The sequence below is a fragment of the Rhizobium sp. M10 genome (genome assembly GCF_002531955.1).
GTDB lineage: Bacteria > Pseudomonadota > Alphaproteobacteria > Rhizobiales > Rhizobiaceae > Rhizobium > Rhizobium etli_C.
Genome location: NZ_NWTA01000017.1, coordinates 1 through 17,897, shown reverse-complemented (window position 1 = coordinate 17,897; position 17,897 = coordinate 1). Strand labels below are relative to the sequence as shown.

Here is a 17,897-nt window from a genome sequence, read left to right as displayed (position 1 = left end):
CAAGAGATTGTTTCAGGCGACTTTCGCCCTGGTTGCGGATGCCTGCCGGATTTCCTCGAGGATCGGCAGCAGGTATTTTCTGAACTCGGTGTAGTCTTCGGTGACCGGGAAATGACCGAGCTTCTCCATCGTCCAGAACTTGCTGCCCTTGACGAGATCGGCGGCGATCTTGGTGTCGGCCGGGGAGGTATTCGGATCGTATTCGCCCGTCAGGAAGTACAGCATGCACTTCGACGTATCGATCTTGCTCGCCTCTTCGGGTGAGACATTGTGGTCGTAGTAGTAGTAATAGAGGTCACCTGCGAAGACGCCCGGACCGCCGCAGCTATATTCCCACTGGATTTCGCGGACATTGGCTTCTGGTGAGTAGGGCGAGATATTGAGCATCATGGCCGCGCCGATGGAGGTGCGGTTCACGTTTGGGTTGTCGAATTCTTTCCTAATGCCTGCCATGCCGACATCGACATATTCGGCAGCCGAGCGCAGTGCCCCTTCGACGGAGATAGTAGCGCGGAAGTTGTCGGGGTAATTCGACGCCAGATCGATAGCAAGATGTCCGCCCATCGAGCTACCCATATAAACGGGGCGGTCCAGACCAAGGGCTTTAGAGAGTTCCAGTTGGAAATCCATCATGAACTTCTTGGTCATGTTGTACTCTTTCTCCCACCAGCGAACGCCGTGTGGAGGAAGAGACTTCCCGTGATAGGGCAAGTCGAACGCGATAACGCGGAAGTTCTTGGTCACGTCTTCGTCGCAGAGCGTGTGGCGGTACTGGCGGCCGTCGGAGCCCGCCGTGTGACCGACAAGCAAGGGAATGCCCTCTCCGGCTTCCTCGTAATAGACGCGATATTCGATGCCTTCGATCGTCAGGTAGACGTAACGGCCCGTGATTGGATCATGCCTGGTCATGCTGCTACTCCTTCCGGGCGGGCTTCGCGCATCAGGTTCGTCATGCGATTGAGCGCAGGGAGATACGCGAAGGTTTCGTTATTGTTGCTAAGGAACAGACCGTGTTTGATGTTTGACGACTGCAGGCACTGATAAAACGGCCGCGGCTTCTTCTGGAGAAGCGCGTCCCACTGTTCACCCGTGCCCCGGATGACGATCTTGCACTTCTCGTCGTCGTAGGCGGCTTCTTCGACCTTCACCATCTTGCCGTCTTCGAAGTGGAGTGCGACGCTGCGGCTAGGAAAATCGCATTTGATAATGCCGTTGAGATAACGGGTTTCGCGCTTGAACTCGAAGTCCTCCAGCGCCAGTTTTTTGAACTTCTCGAGATCGATGGCCAAGTTCGGCTCCTCCCTGGTTAAAACGGCGCGGCCGATCCACGCCTTTCAAAATTTTCCGCCACGCCCAGCGGCGGCGGCTTCAGATGCCCATTTCGTTGAAGACCTCCTGGGCGTTTCGGAAGCTATCGATGCCCGCCGGTACGCCGGCGTAGATCGCGACCTGCAGGAAAATCTCCTGGATTTCCTCCTTGGTGAGGCCGTTGTTGATCGCGCCGCGCACGTGGCCCTTGAGCTCATGCGGACGATTGAGAACGGAGATCATGCCAAGGTTCAGAATGGACCGCGCGCGCCTGTCGAGGCCTGGTCGATTCCAGATCTCGTTCCAGCAATACTCAGTGACGAGCTGCTGCATAGGCCAGGTGAAGTCGGTCGCCTTACCGAGTGCTGCGTCGACATAGGCATCGCCCATGACTTCACGACGCGTCGCCAGCCCTTGAGCGAACTGTTTCGAAGGGACAGGCCGCTCCTTGCCGTGTGTTTTCACTTTCGTTTCTTTCGTGGCGGTCATTCGACAACGCTCCTAGCTTTACTGTCTACGGCAAGATCAACTGATTATCAGACAATCTGTCTGTTTCGCCCGAATTCGCGAGTTTCCGAGGCTAATTGTGATCTTCGACGTATCGGATGATGCGGGTGTGGTCCTCGGATGGGCCTAGCGCCTTCTGTGCAGCATCCCAGGCGTCTGCCGTGCTGGCGAGAGCATCGAGGCGAAGACCAAGCGTCTTGGCGAGATCGGCGGCGATGCGGATATCCTTGGCCATCAGGCCAATGGCAAATCCCGACCCGAACGTCTCAGAGAGGATGAACTGCTTCATCTTCACTTCGGTGGCGTTGTTCTTTCCAGACGACGAGTTGAGAATATCGACGATCGTCGCCGGCTCCAGGCCGAAGGCACGTCCAAGAAGGACACCCTCGATCGCCGCCAGCACACCTGCACCGGATACGAAGTTGTTAATCGCTTTCATCGCGTGACCCGAGCCAACTGGCCCCGTCCGGAACACCTGTTGTCCCACTGCCTTCAGCAGCGGCTCGGCCTCCTCGATATCAGCATCCTCCCCACCGGCCATGATTGTCAAGGTGCCGGAAACGGCGCGCTTGACGCCTCCGGAGACCGGGGCGTCAACCAGCCGAAGGCCACGAGAAGCAAGTTCGAGACCGAGTTCCCTTGTGTCGTTTGGAGCAGACGAACTCATGTCTATGACGACGGCATTCTGCTTCAGGCCGCCACAGGCGTTTTCGCCCAGCAGCGCCTCGCGCACGATCTTGCCGTTCGGAAGCATGGTGATCACGAAACTGGCCCCGACCATGGCGTCAGAAATCGTTTCGGCGGCTCGCCCGCCCGCATCAGCGAGCTTTATCTTGGCGTCTTCCGAGAGGTCGAAACCGACGACATCGAAGCCCGCCGAAATGAGATGTTGAGCCATAGGCTGGCCCATCGCGCCCAGCCCTATAAAGGCCACGCGCGTTGCGTTGAGTGTCGATGACATTTTTTCCTCCGGACGCGTGCGAGCAATGAAACCCGCCTTCCTTCAGAGAGGATTAAAAAGATTATCAGACAATCTGTCAATCGAAATTTTAAGTTTCTGGCGCTGCGTTCTTCCGGAGGTATTCAAGTGCGACCTTGGCAGCCTGGTCGATATGGAATTTGCAGGCCGCCGCCGCCAACGGCCCGTTGCGATTCTGGATTGCGTTCGCAATATCCCTAATTTCGGCAATGCTATGCGCAAGCCGTCCCGGTTGCGTCATGGTTGTCATTCGAAGGAGATTTATCCGATTATGCAGAGCTGTCAGCATTTGCCTTACGAACACGTTTTTGCTGCCGTCCATCAAACAGTTGTAAAACGCGTTTTTCGCATCTATGAGGCGCGCACCGACGCCACTTTCGGCAGCGGCTTCGAATTCGACCACCGCGGCTAGAAGTGTCGCTATGTCGGCGGCAGTGCCATGCTCAGCGAACTGCTGGCCCGCGAATCCTTCAAGAAGAGCCCGAACGGTATAGAGTTGCTGCGCTTCCTCGTAGGTGATCGTACTGACGACCGGTCCCTTATGGGGATAGCTTGTGATAATGCCTTCAGCTTCGAGCTGTCGCATTGCCTCGCGAACCGAGGTCCTGCCGACGCCCAGCATTTCGCAAAGTTCTCGCTCTACCAGTCGCTGGCCGGGCTTAAATCGCCCACTGGCTATCGCCTGACGTAGAGTCTCCTCAACTTTTACGCGCAACGTCGCACTTTGTCTGGATATCTGTAGGTCCGTCTGCATCGCCCGCCAACACCTGTAATCGGCTCACGCCGCGCTAAATCATTCTCTACATATGGAGGCATTCGCTCTTAATATCAATCCAGATTGTCTGAGAGCTGCCAGCCTCAATTGATCTCTTCGCGACAGCTTTGCCTGCTCGTCGTGTCTGACAGCCATAGACTTGCGGGCTCTTAAGTCGCGGATAGCGCCGCCCGAAGCGCGATCTGACACGGTCCTACAGCTATGGCCTTGAAGTCGTCAGCGCATAGACTGGTGAGAAGGACAGAAGACGGCGCATATCGTGCTCGGTGGCCGCTCGCCTCGCAATCGCAAAAACTTCAAAAAATCTCGAGGCATGGCTAAGAGAAGGTTGGGCATCACGCATATTGCTGTCTCGGCGTTTTAAAGAACGCCGGACGATCTTGCTGCCCGTCAGAGGTTCGATCAGCCTCGCGCCCGCATTTCAGCCGAGGCAGTGTCTTCAAGCCATACGTTTTCCAGCCATTGCTTGAACGCGTTGACCTTTTCTGATCTGAGCCGCGAGCGGACATATGTGAGCGTGTGGCAACGAAGGTTGGGGCCTGTCATCCCGAACGGAAGGACGAGGTTACCTCTTTCCACATCCCGTTCAAGAAGCCGGTAGCTCTCCAGGCACACGCCGCGTCCTTCGACAGCGGTCGCGATCGCCATAAACGCATCGCGAAATCGAGCGCCGCGATTGACGTCAATCGCCAAGCCGTGGTCCTTCGCCCATTGTTGCCAGCTGTAAAGCGTCTGCTCCGACTTGATCAAGGTGTGGCCCACCAGATCCGATGGCTTGCGTATGGGCCGCTCGCCATTCGCCACCTCGGGAGAGCAGGCTACGACGATTGTCTCAAGGGGGAACTCCTCCGCCGCGATAGAGCCCAGTCGAGGAGCGCTGCCGTAGCAGATATCGACATCGACCGAGCCATCGGACAATTTTGCAGGATCCGATGTAGACAGAAGCCTGATTTCGATCGAGGGATACAATTCTTCGAACCGAGGCAATCTTGGCATAAGCCATAGCGAAGCCAGACTTGAAGCACAGCCGACGCTCAGGACGTCGACGCTGTTGCGCCGGCACACCTCATCGGTCGCCTGCTCAATCATCGAAAGCGCTTCTGAAAGATCACGGTGGTATCGCTCGCCAATCTCGGTGAGCGACACGTTCCTTCCAATGCGGTGAAAGAGTTTTTCCCCAAGGTCGTCTTCCATCAGCCTGATTTGGTGGCTGATCGCCGAGGGAGTAAGCTGCAGCTGGGCAGCAGCCTCGAGAAATGAACCCTTTCTGCCGGCTGCGACGAACGACTGTATTGCACGAATGGATGGAAGTGACGTCATCACGTTCTCGATCCATAGACATCTGATCTAAGAGCACAGCGGGTCATAGCAATGCTACCTTGCGCGCGGCACGGTGGCCAAACTCGGACCGAATACTCTCACCTGCAGCAATCCGCTTGATGTCTCCGAGAACTTGCGAGAAGTCTGCGAGGCTCGAGGTGCCAAAGCCCATATAGACCTGCTTGAACAGCTGATAGAGGGTCTCATAACGTCCGCGCGTGCTCGGATCAGGCTCAAACTTTCTGTAGCCCACGCACATGGCTGCCTGAGCGCTCTCGATTGATCCATGATCTTTGGATGCAAGAGCGGCGAATATTCCCGAACCGAGACCGGTCGGAATACCGTCGGGGACCAATATGGGCTTGCCTATAACATTGGCGTAGATCTGGTTGAGGATGTCGTTCCTTTGCGGGATACCTCCTCCATTAATGACGCGGTTGACTGGAACGCCGTGCTGCTCCATCCGCTCCAGGACAACCCGTGTGTGGAAAGCCGTACCTTCAATCGCGGCATACAGTTCGTCCTGCGCTGTATGGCCGAGATGCCAGCCAAGCGTCATTCCACCAAGGTCGGAGCGGACGAGAACCGTCCGGTCCCCGTTGTCCCAGGGGAGACGCATCAGACCGGTCTTTCCGCCTTCGATGCTTTCCAGGCCTTCAGCGAGCCTGGACACCGTCGTGCCGGCACGTCGTGCTATTGCGTCGAACAGGTCGCCTGTCGCAGACAGGCCTGCCTCAACTCCCACAAGGTCTGGATGTGCACTCCCTGGGACGACGCCGCAAACACCGGGGATTAGCTTCACACGTTCACTAACGGCAATGATACAGGTCGACGTACCGATCACATTGACGACGTCCCCCAGACGGCAGCCAGCGCCAATTGCATCCCAATGGGCATCAAACGCACCCGTGGGAACTGGTATCCCGGCGGTCAGGCCGAGTCGTTCGCCCCAGTATGTGCTGAGCCCACCTGCGATCGAAGCAGAGGTCTGATATGTTCCGCCAATCTTCTCGCGCACGCCGTCGAAAAGCGGATCGACGCGGGACAAGAAAGCCTGCGAGGGCAAGCCACCCCATTTCGGGTTCCACATCCACTTGTGTCCCATGGCGCAGACGCTGCGCACCATGCGAGCCGTGTCGGTCACTCCGGTGAGGACCGCGGCTGCCATGTCGCAATGTTCCACGGCGGTCCCAAAGCGCTCGCGCTGGTCGGGGTTGTGGCGCATCCAGTGGAGAAGCTTGGCAAAGCCCCACTCGTGGGAATAGGTTCCGCCGCACCATTCAATTGCTTCAATGTGCATGTCGTGCGCCATCGCCGTTATCTCTTCGGCTTCCGCTTTGGCGCGGTGGTCACACCAGAGGTAGTAGTCCCCCAAAGGCTGCATATTTTTGTCGACAGGCAACACCGAGGACCCCGTCGTGTCGACCGCAATCGCACGGATCTCCTTGGAATCTACGCCGCATTCGTCGATCACTCGATGCATCGCCAGCACAAGCGCTTCCATATGATCTACGTGGGACTGCGTTGCCAGGTCGGGATCGGAACGACGCCGCTCGAGAGGATATTCCGCGACGCAGGTTCCAAGGGAACCCTTCTCGGAATCAGCTAGCGTTACCCGCACGCTCAAGGTTCCGAAATCAACTCCTGCTACAATCGACATGATAATCCTACTTGGAACTGTCTGGCTGGCCGTAGGTCGCCGACTGGCCGTGCTTGCGTTGATAGTGGAGGTCCAGCAAAGCGTCGGAAATTTCTGGATCGTCCTGGTTCAGTTGCCGGGCGTGGAAGGCAATCTTGGCGACAGCCTCGAGCATCTCCGCGTTATGAACGGCGTCGGCTGCGTCCTTGCCCCAGGAGAAGGGGCCGTGATCGTTAACCAGGGCTGCGGGGACGGAGAGCGGCGCATTGTTTCCGAGTGCCTCGACGATGACCTTGCCCGTGTTGCGGACGTAACCGTCTATGATTTCGTCGTCGCGCAGCTTGCGAGTAACGGGGATCGTTCCGTTGAAATAGTCGGCATGGGTCGTTCCCATGGCAGGGATACCCCGGCCGGATTGGGCCCACACCGTCGCGAAGAACGAGTGCGTGTGGACCACGGCACCGATAGACTTGAAGCTTTTGTAGAGTTCCAGGTGCGTATCGAGATCAGACGATGGTCGCAGCGTGCCCTCTAGGATATTGCCATCGAGGTCGGTTACAACGATATCTGCGACCTGCATTGCCTTATAGGAAACGCCACTCGGTTTGATGGCGACAACACCCTTTGCGCGGTCGATAGCGCTGACGTTACCGAACGTCGAGATGACGAGACCGCGGTCGTAGAGCGCGGCATTTGCGTCAAGAACGGACTTGCGGAGCTCGATATATTTCATTATCGCCTCCTCAGGCCTTTTGACGGCGACTGAAACGATCGGCTGCCACGGCGATCAGTATGATCGTGCCGATGACGACTTGGTGCCAGAAGGTGTTCACGTTGAGCAGGTTGAGCGCGTTGCGGACGACCGCCATCAAAACGGCACCCACGGCAGTTCCAAACAGAGTGGCGCGTCCGCCAGACAAACCCGTTCCGCCGATTACGACGGCAGCTATGACATCCAGCTCGTACCCCTGGCCGGCTTCAGGCATGGCGGCTTCAAGGCGCGAGGTGAGCAGAATGCCCGCGAAGGCCGAGAGGACCCCGACCAGCACGTAAACGGCGATCTTGACCTTGTCCGTGGGGATGCCGACCAGCCGGGCAGCGTCCGGATTGCTGCCGATCGAGAGAACGAAACGGCCGAAACGCGTGTAATAGAGAAGGTAGAAGGCGATCGCGAAGACGATGGCGGTCAGAATGACCGGAACAGGAACACCGCCGGCATAGCTCTGGCCGATCATTCGGAAGGCGGGGTCGGAGGCTCCGACGATCGGAATACCCTGAGTGTAGACCATCACGATACCGCGGCTGATGACCATGATGGCCATTGTGGCGATAAAGTCCGTGATCCCGACCTTGGTGATCAGGATTCCGTTCACCAGTCCGATCACCGCACCGACCGCAATCCCGCCTGCGCATGCCAGAGGAACGGGATAGCCAAGCACAATCAGGTTTGCGGTCACAAGACCGCTCAGCGCGAGTGTCGAACCGACGGAGAGGTCGATGCCCCGCATCCCGATCACAAAGGTCGCTCCAAACGCGATCACGGCAATGGGGACCGCCTGACGAAGAACGTCAGTCAAGTTGCCAAAGGTGAAAAACCGCGGAGCGGCAAAGCCGAGCGCCACCAGAAGAACGACGAAGGCCAGATAAACGCCGGCATTGCCGCCGTTGAGTGCGAGCGTAAGGGGCGAGCGCGGGCGTGTAGCTGCAATATCAGCCATGGGTACCTCCCTGAAGATGATGGCCTTGCGGCGGCCTTACCGAATGAAGAGCGAGTGTTTCTTCCTTGGAGGTCGCAGCATCGACGACCGCCGAGATTCGTCCTTCGAACATGACCGCGACCCGGTGACACAATCCAAGCAGTTCCGCGTTGTCGGCGGACACCACGATGACAGCACAGCCGTCTTTCGCGGCAGCCTGGATGAGGGTGTAGACCTCGGCCTTGGCACGCACGTCGACGCCACGCGTTGGCTCCTCAAGCATGAGCACCTTTGGCTGGGTGAGCAGCCAGCGAGCAAGCATGACTTTTTGCTGGTTACCGCCGCTCAGCGATGTGATGTCGGCACCGGGGCCGTCGCATTTCACGCCGAGCTTGGCGATGTAGCCGGAGGCAATCTCGCGCTCCTTTTTCGGCATCAACGTGATTTTGCCGAGCGTTCGAAGGTTGGCGATAGAGAGGTTCCAGCCGACATTGTGTTGTGGAAAAATCCCCTCGGTTTTACGTTCGGCGGGCAAGAAGGCGACGTGTTGACGAATAGCGTCCGTCGGGTCCGAAATCGCCGCTTGCTTTCCGTCGATCAGAATCGAGCCGGTCTCATGCGGGATCTGCCCGAAGATCGCCCGCAGGAGCGCGCTCTTGCCTGATCCTTCGAGACCCGTGACGCCGAGGATTTCACCCTGGGCTACCGAGAAGGTGATGTCTTCGAAGACACCCCTTTTCGTCAAACCGCGAACGTCCAACGAGGGTTCGGACCTTGCCGGGACGCGGGGAGGAAACTGTTTTGCGAGAGAGCCGCCGATCATCGCACTGACGACCTTGTCTACGTCGAGCTCCGATACGGGCAGGTCTGCGACCGCGCTGCCATCGCGCAAGACCATCACGCGGCTGACGATGCCGAGGAGTTCCTGGATCCGGTGAGATACATATATGAGAGCTTTACCGGACTGCTGAAGCTTCTTGATGATGGCGAACAGCTGTTTGCGTTCGACCTCCTCGAGCGCTTCGGTCGGCTCGTCCATGATGATGATGTCGGCGTTGCTGCTAATGGCTTTGGCGATCTCGATCATCTGCCGATGCGAGAGGCTAAGCTCTCGAACTGGCCTGTCGAGAGGTACGTCCACGCCTAACTCGCCCTTCAGGATACGCGAGGCGGCTGCCCGCATGGCCGAATGGTCAAGCGGTGATGCACTTGCACGCCCGTGGCGCAGCTCCCTGCCCGCGAATATGTTTTCGGCGGCGTCAAAGTCCGGAAACAGGCTCAGCTCCTGGTAGATGATCGCGATGCCGGCCCTGGACCCGTCTTTGGGATTGTTCAGATCGACCACCTTACCTCTGACAGCAATGGTGCCTTCGTCGCGTGCATATGCACCAGAGAGGATTTTCATGAGCGTCGACTTGCCAGCGCCGTTCTCGCCGACCAGGCCGAGAACCTCGCCGGGATTGAGTACGAGCTCGATGCCATCAAGCGCCTTCGTGTTGCCGAAGCGTTTGGCAATGCCTTTCATCTCGAGCAGCGGAGCGTTTGTCATTCAGGTCGCCCTTTTTGAGTGGGCGGCCCCGCGCGAGGCGGGGCCGCGTACTGTCACATCTACTTCTGCTGGACGTAGACGTAGTCGTTCTGATCGAAGGTCTTGATGTTCTTCGCATCGTAGGTTTTGGGCGCCACGAAGATCTTCTTCGGCAGGGCGGTGCCCTTCATCACGAACTCATCCACCGCTCGAATGATGTTGCGACCTTCTTCCTTGGCCCCGGTGTCGACCGTTGCTGCAAAGTCGCCGGTGAGGATCGCGTCGTTGGCTTCCTTCATATTTTCGTAGCCGACGATTGCCACCTTGCCGTTCAGCCCCTTAGCCTTGAGAGCCTGCAGACCGCCAAGGGCCATCTCGTCGTAGAGCGCGACGAGGACTTCGATATCGGGGTTGGCGGTGAACATGTTTTCAGTCACCGACAAGCCTTGGGCACGCACCCAGCCAGCCGGCTGCTGAGCGACGATTTTGAAGTTGGGGTGCTTCGAGATGACCTCGTTGAAACCCTTCATGCGCTGGCTCGTATGCGGACCGGGCAGGCCCTCCAGGATCCCGAGCTTGACTTCCTTGTCGCCATAGGTGTCAACCAGCCATTGCGCCTGCGCACGACCACCGTCACTCTGGTCGTAGCCGATATCGCTGACATAATATGGGTTATCCGCGACGGGTGAATTGAAGAGGAAGATCGGAATGCCCGCCTCGGTGGCGCGCCGGATGGAGGGCAGCAACGCGCCTTCGTTGTATAAGGCAACGGCGATCGCATCCACACCGTCGTTAATCCAGGCTTCCATGGTCCTGATCTGGTCGTCCGTGGCAGACTGGCTGCTCGGAGCTTGCACGAGAAGCTGGATAGTGCCGTCGCCACCGCGCTTGTCGATTTCTTCTTTCACGCCAGCCAGAACACGCTGATAGTAGGTGTCCATCGCCGTCGGCAGGAAGCCGACCTTGAGCGGGCGGTTATCCTTCTTAGCGGGTTTGACTTCCTGGCCTGTGGGCTTGATGTCCTTGTCCATCAAGATGCCAGGAAACACCTTCGAATAATCCAACTGCTGTGCAAGCGCTGGGCTGAAGGAAAGCGAAGCGGTGAGCCCGAGAGCAGCACCGAAGATTAACGTCCGTCTGAAAATTGTCACATGATCCTCCCTGGTGGTGACAAGACAAAGTTTTCCCAACCGCGGAACGGGTCCGCGGCGAAGCTTGGCAATCTGAGATTCAAATCTTCGGCTTACAGTCCCGGTGCGATCGTGAAGACCATCCGGATTGGGTTGGAGCCGTAGTTTAGGCACTGGTAGCTGATGCCGCCGGGCAGGAAGAAAGACTCGCCGTCACGGATGTGAAAGGTTTCGTCGGTATCCGCCAAATAGAAGGTCGCGGGGCCTTGCAGGACGTAGAAGACTGCGTCCCCTTCATGGCTGTCGGGCTCGCTCGCGCGCGGTCCAACGCCACCCACAGGGATAGTCAGTTCTCCGACGTGCATGTAATCGTTGCTGACGCAGAACTGGATAAGAACGGGATGATCGCGGCCGGAGACCATGTTCAGACGATCGCTTTTAGCGACCTTCACCAGGTCGCCCCTCTTGCGCGCCTGTGCGCCGTCTACCGGATAGGTTCCGAGTTTCTCAAGGCTCATCACGCTCTCCCTTCGTGCTTATAGAGGCGCGTCGGCCCGTCATAACCGGTCGGAGGGCCATTCTCGTCCCAGATACGCGGTGCGATGCAAAACAGGATAACTGCAGCCTTGTCGCTAAAGTTATAGCCGCGATGCGGAGCGCCCTTGGGGATAAGCACCGCGTCACCGGGTCCGAGCTCTTCGGTCTGCCCGGTTCCGGGGTTTAGGAGATGTACAACACCTTCGAGGACATAGTACACCTCGTCACCCGCGTGAATGTCGGCCGGGTCGAAGTTGCTTCCCGGCGCGAGCTGATAGATGCCAGTGGTCTGCTGGTCCGTGCTGGCGAGCAGGTAGTTGAGGTCGCTCGAATACGGCTTCGTCCCCGTATAGATGAACATCTTGTAGCTATCGCGCGTCAGATGGACCGGCTTCTTTTCGCTGGGCGGATGTGGGAAATTGCCGAAGTAGCTTGGCAGTTTTGGCATTTTAGTACCTAGGTCCGGAGTTCGCGGAGCAGCGACTTGAGAAGCCGCCAGGTCGAATTGACTGTCGTGTGGTTGAGGCGCTCGCGCGTGGTGTGGACGTCGAACGCTTCCGGCCCGATCGACAGCATGTCAATGTCAGGAACCTTCTTTCGGAAAAGGCCGAGCTCGAGACTGGAGTGAGAGACTTCCACATGTGGCTGCTCACCGAACTCGCGCTCGTAAGCGGCTTTGGCGGCGTTGAGCATTCGCGAATGAGGATTGTATGGCCATTCCGGGCAATCCGCGAATGTCTCCACGCCCGCGCCGTTGCCGATGAGTTCTGATAGCTGCCGGATTTTGTCGACGATGTTGTAGCGACGGGAGCTGACGGCGCTTGGGACCGTATTGACGATTTCGATGGCCTCTTCATCGCTTGAAAGCAACGCCACGGTGTTGGAGCTCTCGACGAGGCCCTCGACCTGAAGGCTCTTGCTCTGGACGCCGTTGGGAAGCAGGTTCAGGGCATCGACCAGCGCCCGGGCGGACTGAGCCGAGAAGACTTCTGTAATTTGTCTCCCGGACTCGCTGACTGTGACCTTGAGGTTAGGATCGCTTGCTTTGTACTCAAGCGCAATCGAAGCCGCTTCCGCTTCAATTCGCTGTCTGAGATCGGCGATCCGCGAGGCATCGATCGAAATGATCGCCTCCGCCTCACCCGGGATAACGTAACGGTTCACGCCACCCTTGACTTCGGCTACGCTGGCCCCAGCATCCCGGATGGCAATCCGGAGCAGCCGTCCGAGCTGGACGATCGCGTTAGCGCGTTCAAGATGGATGTCGAATTCGGAATGACCGCTGCTCAGGCCGGAGATCCGCAGCGAAAGGGCGGCCTGCCCCGAAACGCGCGGTTCCCACTGAACCGGAATCTTGAAGCGCACTGAAATATCGCCAGCGCAGCCTGCGAAAAGCGACTTGGGATCGTGCCAGTTCATGTCGAGAAGGCGCTTACCGCTAAGCTTTGTGCCGTCGAAGTGTTGTGCGCCGCCCTTGCCGACTTCTTCTTGAACCGTCAGGACGACTTCAAGCGGCGGATGCGGGATATCGTCGGATGCCAGCAACGACATTGCGAAAGCCACACCAACTGTGTTGTCCGCCCCAAGGGTTGTCCCCGTCCCATGGATGAAATCGCCGATAACCTGAAGTTTGATGCCTTCGTTCTCAAAGTCGTGGTCAACACCCTCGTCGCTCTCGCAGACGATGTCGGTATGCCCGTGAAGAATGACGGTCGGCGAGTTTTCGTAGCCGGGTGTGCCCGGCTTCTTGATGAGGAGATTGTAGATCTCGTCCTGGTAAACCTCGCAGCCGCGTGCCCGGGCAAAATCGGCGATGTGATCGCTGACCTGCTTCTCGTTGTAAGAACCGCGCGGGATCGCACTTAGCTCTTCGAAAAAGCCAAAGAAGATCGCCGGTTCGAGACCAGCAAGAATAGAATTGTCGCGTTTATCTACAGTTTTTCCAGCGGGGAAACTCATTCGGCCCTCCTCCTAATACGGCATCTGCGCAATACTTCTTCCCTCGCCGAACATAGTCCGGCGACCTCGTAAACCGTATTGCATCTCATCTTACGCGCTAAGGCGATCCAGGTTCAGATGCCCTCCACGCATCGAACCATCTCTGCTTTCAGCTCCTATTTCAAACGCAATATTTCATAAAATAGATGAGCTTTTTTCATCTGAATTCGTTATGGTATAAGCTAACGCATCCATTGAAGCGCAGGCCGAGACCTCTACGAGTTTCGGATACCATGTAGGCATCTGCGTAATTTGGAGCTGGCTCGCGAGGTCCCTTCAATCGTCCTGAAGCGGCGCCTTAAGGTGGTCGAGAAACGTCCGGAGCGCGGACGGCACCTGTCGGTGCGAAACGTAGTATGCATGAAAACCCGGCCCAGTAGACGACCAGTCCGGCAGCACCACTTCGAGCAGACCAGCCGCGAGTTTGTCCTCGACGCGTGCGCGCAGGCAGTAAAAGAGACCGCCCCCCTCCTGCGCCATGCGGATGGATAGTTCTGAATCCCCGAGCGTGAGCAGTCCGGGAACGTCAAGCGCAACCATGCGATCGCCGTCGCCAAGTTCCCATTTGCAGACGTGGTCCGTACCGGTTCGGATCCGGATGCACTCGTGCGTCAAGAGATCTTCCGGCCGCTCGGGCCGCCCTCGTTCGTTGAGATAGGTTGGAGAACCGACCACGACCCATTCAAGTTCGGACGTCAGACGCGACGCGATCATCCCCTCGGGAACTGTTCCCCCATAACGGATGCCCGCGTCAAAACCTTCGGCGACCATATCGATAAAGCGATCCTCGACGCTGACTTCGATCTCGACATCGGGGTAGTTGCGGCGAAAACTGTGCAGTCGAGGTGCGATCAACAGCTCGGCGGCGTCACGCAGCGTGGTCACTCTCACCCTGCCCGTAGGCCCGCTCCTGAAACTATCCAGGAGATCCATCGCAGCTTGGATGCCGAGGAAATGCGGCTCCAGTTCGGCAAGCAGTACTTCGCCGGCGGCGGTGAGACTGATGCTCCTGCTTGTCCGATGAAACAGACGGACGCCGAGACGGGCCTCCAAACCCCTAATCGAGTGGCTGAGAGCGGAGCCGGAAACGCCGCGAAGCGCGGCGGCCTTTCGGAACCCCCCCGCCCGCGCGATCGCGACGAAAGTTTCAAGGTCGGCCAGATCGGCCCGCGTCGATACCATGAGTGATGGATACTCGCACTTGTACTGAATAAGATCGTCCTTGCCGACGCCGACCTTGCTTCAGGCGGCTGGCGTCTTCAATCCTAATTCAACTAACCCTGTCTTTGGTATGTGATGAGCACGGAAGCAGTCAAAAATTTGATCTTAGTTGATTCATGTTGGATCCTGGGAGCGACGACGGGAGATGGGCCGGGTCGCTGAATAATGCGAACCTCCGGGATTAGATGGTCATGCAATGAAGATCCTCTTGTCCACAGCCACGAGAAACGGCACCGGTCGGAACGAATACCACCTCCGCGCGGGCGGCCTGGCAGTCCCGGAGGTTCAAGTTCTGAGCTTTCGAAAACGCCGGCTACCAGTCCTGCCGGGTTGGATGGACGACAATGTCGTTGATCGTGATCTCCGGGGGCTGATCTAGGGCATAGACCACGGCTTCACCCACCGACGACGGCGGAATACCCTGCTTGTTGAGCTCTCCGGCGATCTTTCTGCCCGTCTCGTCATGAACCTTATCGGCCCAGCCGGTATCGATCACGCCAGGGCTGATCATCGACACCTGGATCCCACTTCCCACGCCCACCTCCTTTCTGAGGCTTTCGGTGATACCGCGTATGAAGAACTTCGTGGCTCCGTAAACGCCTGCCGCCTCGCCGACATGAACGCCGGCGATAGAGCTCATATTCAGGATGCGGCCGGACCGGCGCTCCAACATCGACGGCAGAACGGCGGCAATCGCATGCAGATAGCCACGTAGGTTGGTATCGATCATCTTGTTCCAATCGCCGACCGCGGCATCCTTCCAATAGGAAAAGAGCATGAGGCCCGCATTGTTGACTAATATATCGACCGGGCCGTACGTCGTCGTGGCGAATGCGACGAGGGCCTTGGTACTCTCAAAATCCGTGACATCGGCAACCTTGTAGCTGGCAATACCTCCCGAACCGGCGATGTCTTCGACAATCTGACTGAGGCGTTCCTCATTGCGGCCGGCAAGGACAACGCGCGCACCTTTTTCCGCCAATCCTCTGGCGGTCGCTGCTCCAATGCCCGAGGAAGCTCCCGTGACGATTGCGACCTTGTCTTTCAGATGTGCCATGATGTGCTCCTTCACTGCGGTTGGGTCAGTTCGGCTTGCCGGGCGGCTTTAACAGGCTCTGGGGTTGTCCGGTTTTCCAACACCTGCCGCTTGGTTTTCTGGTCTCCGCCGACGACATGGTCGATGTCGTTCATGAGGGCCTCGAAGCCCTGCTTGGCGACGAGCGTCTTGTCGTTTTTCTGCTGGCCACCGAGCTTCGTATCGCCCATCCCAGCGTTCGCGTGGAAGTCGCTGTTGGTGGCGCCCGGAAGGAGTGCCGTCACCGTGACCCCGGTCGAGCGCAACTCCTCGCGCAGAGATTCCGCGAACATGTAACCGAATGCCTTCGACGGGCCGTAGACGGTTTCGTATGGCGTGGGCAGGGTCGCCGAAACCGAGGATGTGATGAGGATCCTGCCGCGGCCGTTCTTGCCATATGTTGGACGACGCGTTTGGCCATATGGACGGTCCCAGTGACATTGATTGCAAGCAGGCGAAACTCATCCTCGAGATCGTTATCGATGAAGGCGCCGCCGATACCGATACCAACGTTCAGAGCCGCGGCTTCCAGTGGGCGCCCCAGCCCCTGCGTGAAAGTCCAGAACCCCTCAACGCCATCGTATGTCGAGGCATCCGCTTTGAACGGATACGCTTCGGCGTCAAGGCTTCGTAGTGCATCGGCGGCCTCGTTTACCTTGTCGCTTAAGCCTGAAATAGCAACGTCAAATCCATTCTTGGCGAATTGTTTGGCAAGCTCGAAGCCTATTCCAGATGAGCCGCCCGTGACCATTGCGAGTGGTTTATTACCAGTCATGATTTCACTCCTTTGGTTTTATCAGCACCACGATCGCCTCGAGGCGCTGGTGACCTAATGCCCGTGGAGCCGGTTGGTTACATGAGCAAAATCGATCGGGGCGGTGAGCAAAAATCAACCACCGATCTGGCAGATACCAGGAGTGAGGGACCTTTTGGTCGCGTCCGCAGCCAAATTGACGAGGCATTCCCGACGTCACGAAGGCACCCAAGAGTGAACACCCCTCATCGGTGCGTGCGATCCAGCTCACTTCAAGTGGTCGGCGGAGTGGCCTATGTTGTTAGGAGGATGAGCTGTCGTTCGCAGCCAGCAGATATGGTCCGACCACACAAGCGCCCGCGTAGCGCTGGTGCGCTTCTTGCGCTGGTGCCTTCGGCCGAGAAAATCCACCGCGACGGCGTGTCCGGCACACCTTCCAGCGGTGACGTCCAATGACGGGAAAGACAAAGATGAGCGAGAGAATGAACAGTATCGTTGCTCCTGGCCGCGTTGCGGTCATCACGGGAGCTGCGAAGGGCATCGGCTTGGCAATCGCAAGGGCTCTCGCGGCCCGCGGCATGAAGCTCGCATTGTTGGATCTCGACACCCACGCACTTGATGATGTTACCTCGACACTCGATACGGACACTCTGGTTGTGAGCGGCGACGTCTCGGATCTATCGACACTGACGAGGTTGCAGGACGAAACGCTCTCTCGGTTTGGCGACGTGGCCATCCTTGTAAACAACGCGGGCATTACGCAAGGAGCCGGCCCCTGGGATGATCCTGTAAAGTGGCGACGCCAGATCGATGTAAACTTCGGAGGTGTTCTAGCCGCACAACACGTCTTCGTGCCCTACCTGATCAAGGCAGCCCGACCATCGGCGGTCGTCAACCTCGGCTCCAAGGAAGGAATTACAACTCCTCCAGGCAATGCCGCCTATTCGGTGGCAAAGGCAGCTGTCAAGGTGCTGACCGAACAGCTGTCGCACGAGCTTTTGAAGGAGACGGGAGGTCGTGTATCGGCTCATCTCCTCGTCCCTGGCTACACGTGGACACCCATGAACATCGCACTCAAGCCGAAGGGCGCTGCCAGGCCCGATGAGGCATGGACCGCAGAGCAGCTGGTGGAATACTTCCTGGCCCGTCTGCTCGACGAGGACTTTTACATCATTTGTCCTGATAACGCGGTCACGTCTGCGATCGATGCCAGACGGATCCGCTGGGCGGCCGACGACATGATCCTGAACCGGCCGGCGCTTTCACGCTGGCACCCCGACTGGATGGATAAATTTGCAGCCTGGTTGAAGGTAGGCCACTGACGGTGGAATGATTTGTAGAGGAGCGTAGTCCAATGCCTAGACCCTATGTAATCTGTCACATGATGTCGCCGCTGGATGGCCGATTGATCGTCAATGATTGGGCCGAG

General features: G+C 57.9%; 17 protein-coding genes and 1 pseudogene. 1 reads left to right on the top strand and 17 read right to left on the bottom strand.

Going from position 1 to position 17,897, the window contains the following annotated elements:
* Positions 1–12: 12 nt before the first annotated feature.
* The 17 genes and pseudogenes from CO671_RS22605 to CO671_RS22525 all read right to left on the bottom strand — a co-directional run bounded on the left by CO671_RS22605 (position 13) and on the right by CO671_RS22525 (position 16,489).
* A complete protein-coding gene (locus CO671_RS22605) occupies positions 13–909 on the bottom strand; it encodes an alpha/beta hydrolase (protein ID WP_004129697.1) in 897 nt (298 codons plus the stop codon).
* Complete coding sequence (locus tag CO671_RS22600) at positions 906–1,289, bottom strand: hypothetical protein (RefSeq protein ID WP_004129699.1); 384 nt, start codon at positions 1,287–1,289, stop codon at positions 906–908. Before CO671_RS22600 ends, CO671_RS22605 begins: the two co-directional genes overlap by 4 nt.
* A 79-nt stretch (positions 1,290–1,368) precedes the next feature.
* Positions 1,369–1,797, bottom strand: a complete 429-nt coding sequence (locus tag CO671_RS22595) for a carboxymuconolactone decarboxylase family protein (protein ID WP_004129705.1) — start codon at positions 1,795–1,797, stop codon at positions 1,369–1,371.
* 91 nt (positions 1,798–1,888) lie between these two features.
* The gene (locus tag CO671_RS22590) at positions 1,889–2,776 is read right to left on the bottom strand and encodes an NAD(P)-dependent oxidoreductase (RefSeq protein WP_097607815.1); all 888 of its coding nucleotides are present in this window, start codon (positions 2,774–2,776) and stop codon (positions 1,889–1,891) included.
* Between the two features lie 88 nt (positions 2,777–2,864).
* Positions 2,865–3,548, bottom strand: a complete 684-nt coding sequence (locus tag CO671_RS22585; protein WP_015341888.1) for a GntR family transcriptional regulator — start codon at positions 3,546–3,548, stop codon at positions 2,865–2,867.
* Between the two features lie 423 nt (positions 3,549–3,971).
* Entirely contained in the window at positions 3,972–4,889 is a 918-nt protein-coding gene (locus CO671_RS22580; protein ID WP_013984691.1) for a LysR substrate-binding domain-containing protein, read from the bottom strand.
* Positions 4,890–4,932: 43 nt separating this feature from the next.
* Positions 4,933–6,549, bottom strand: a complete 1,617-nt coding sequence (locus tag CO671_RS22575) for a ribulokinase (RefSeq protein ID WP_097607814.1) — start codon at positions 6,547–6,549, stop codon at positions 4,933–4,935.
* A gap of 7 nt (positions 6,550–6,556) precedes the next feature.
* The gene (araD, locus tag CO671_RS22570) at positions 6,557–7,261 is read right to left on the bottom strand and encodes an L-ribulose-5-phosphate 4-epimerase AraD (protein ID WP_028753495.1); all 705 of its coding nucleotides are present in this window, start codon (positions 7,259–7,261) and stop codon (positions 6,557–6,559) included.
* A 10-nt stretch (positions 7,262–7,271) separates the two neighbouring features.
* Entirely contained in the window at positions 7,272–8,246 is a 975-nt protein-coding gene (gene rbsC, locus CO671_RS22565; protein ID WP_028753496.1) for a ribose ABC transporter permease, read from the bottom strand.
* Positions 8,239–9,774, bottom strand: coding sequence for a sugar ABC transporter ATP-binding protein (locus tag CO671_RS22560; RefSeq protein WP_097607813.1), 1,536 nt, complete (start codon positions 9,772–9,774; stop codon positions 8,239–8,241). Before CO671_RS22560 ends, rbsC begins: the two co-directional genes overlap by 8 nt.
* A 59-nt stretch (positions 9,775–9,833) precedes the next feature.
* Positions 9,834–10,904, bottom strand: a complete 1,071-nt coding sequence (locus CO671_RS22555; protein ID WP_004129729.1) for a sugar ABC transporter substrate-binding protein — start codon at positions 10,902–10,904, stop codon at positions 9,834–9,836.
* Between the two features lie 92 nt (positions 10,905–10,996).
* Positions 10,997–11,401, bottom strand: a complete 405-nt coding sequence (locus tag CO671_RS22550; protein ID WP_028753499.1) for a cupin domain-containing protein — start codon at positions 11,399–11,401, stop codon at positions 10,997–10,999.
* Positions 11,401–11,868, bottom strand: a complete 468-nt coding sequence (locus tag CO671_RS22545) for a cupin domain-containing protein (RefSeq protein WP_028753500.1) — start codon at positions 11,866–11,868, stop codon at positions 11,401–11,403. The genes CO671_RS22550 and CO671_RS22545 overlap by 1 nt, the downstream gene beginning before the upstream one ends.
* Positions 11,869–11,876: 8 nt before the next feature.
* Entirely contained in the window at positions 11,877–13,379 is a 1,503-nt protein-coding gene (locus CO671_RS22540) for an aminoacyl-histidine dipeptidase (protein ID WP_097607812.1), read from the bottom strand.
* Positions 13,380–13,694: 315 nt separating this feature from the next.
* Entirely contained in the window at positions 13,695–14,600 is a 906-nt protein-coding gene (locus tag CO671_RS22535) for a LysR family transcriptional regulator (RefSeq protein ID WP_097607811.1), read from the bottom strand.
* A gap of 352 nt (positions 14,601–14,952) precedes the next feature.
* Positions 14,953–15,696, bottom strand: coding sequence for an SDR family oxidoreductase (locus CO671_RS22530; RefSeq protein ID WP_028753503.1), 744 nt, complete (start codon positions 15,694–15,696; stop codon positions 14,953–14,955).
* Between the two features lie 11 nt (positions 15,697–15,707).
* Positions 15,708–16,489, bottom strand: a pseudogene (locus tag CO671_RS22525) (SDR family NAD(P)-dependent oxidoreductase).
* 449 nt (positions 16,490–16,938) lie between these two features.
* Here CO671_RS22525 and CO671_RS22520 point away from each other — a divergent pair.
* Entirely contained in the window at positions 16,939–17,790 is an 852-nt protein-coding gene (locus CO671_RS22520) for an SDR family NAD(P)-dependent oxidoreductase (protein WP_028003123.1), read from the top strand.
* The last annotated feature ends 107 nt before the right edge of the window (positions 17,791–17,897 follow it).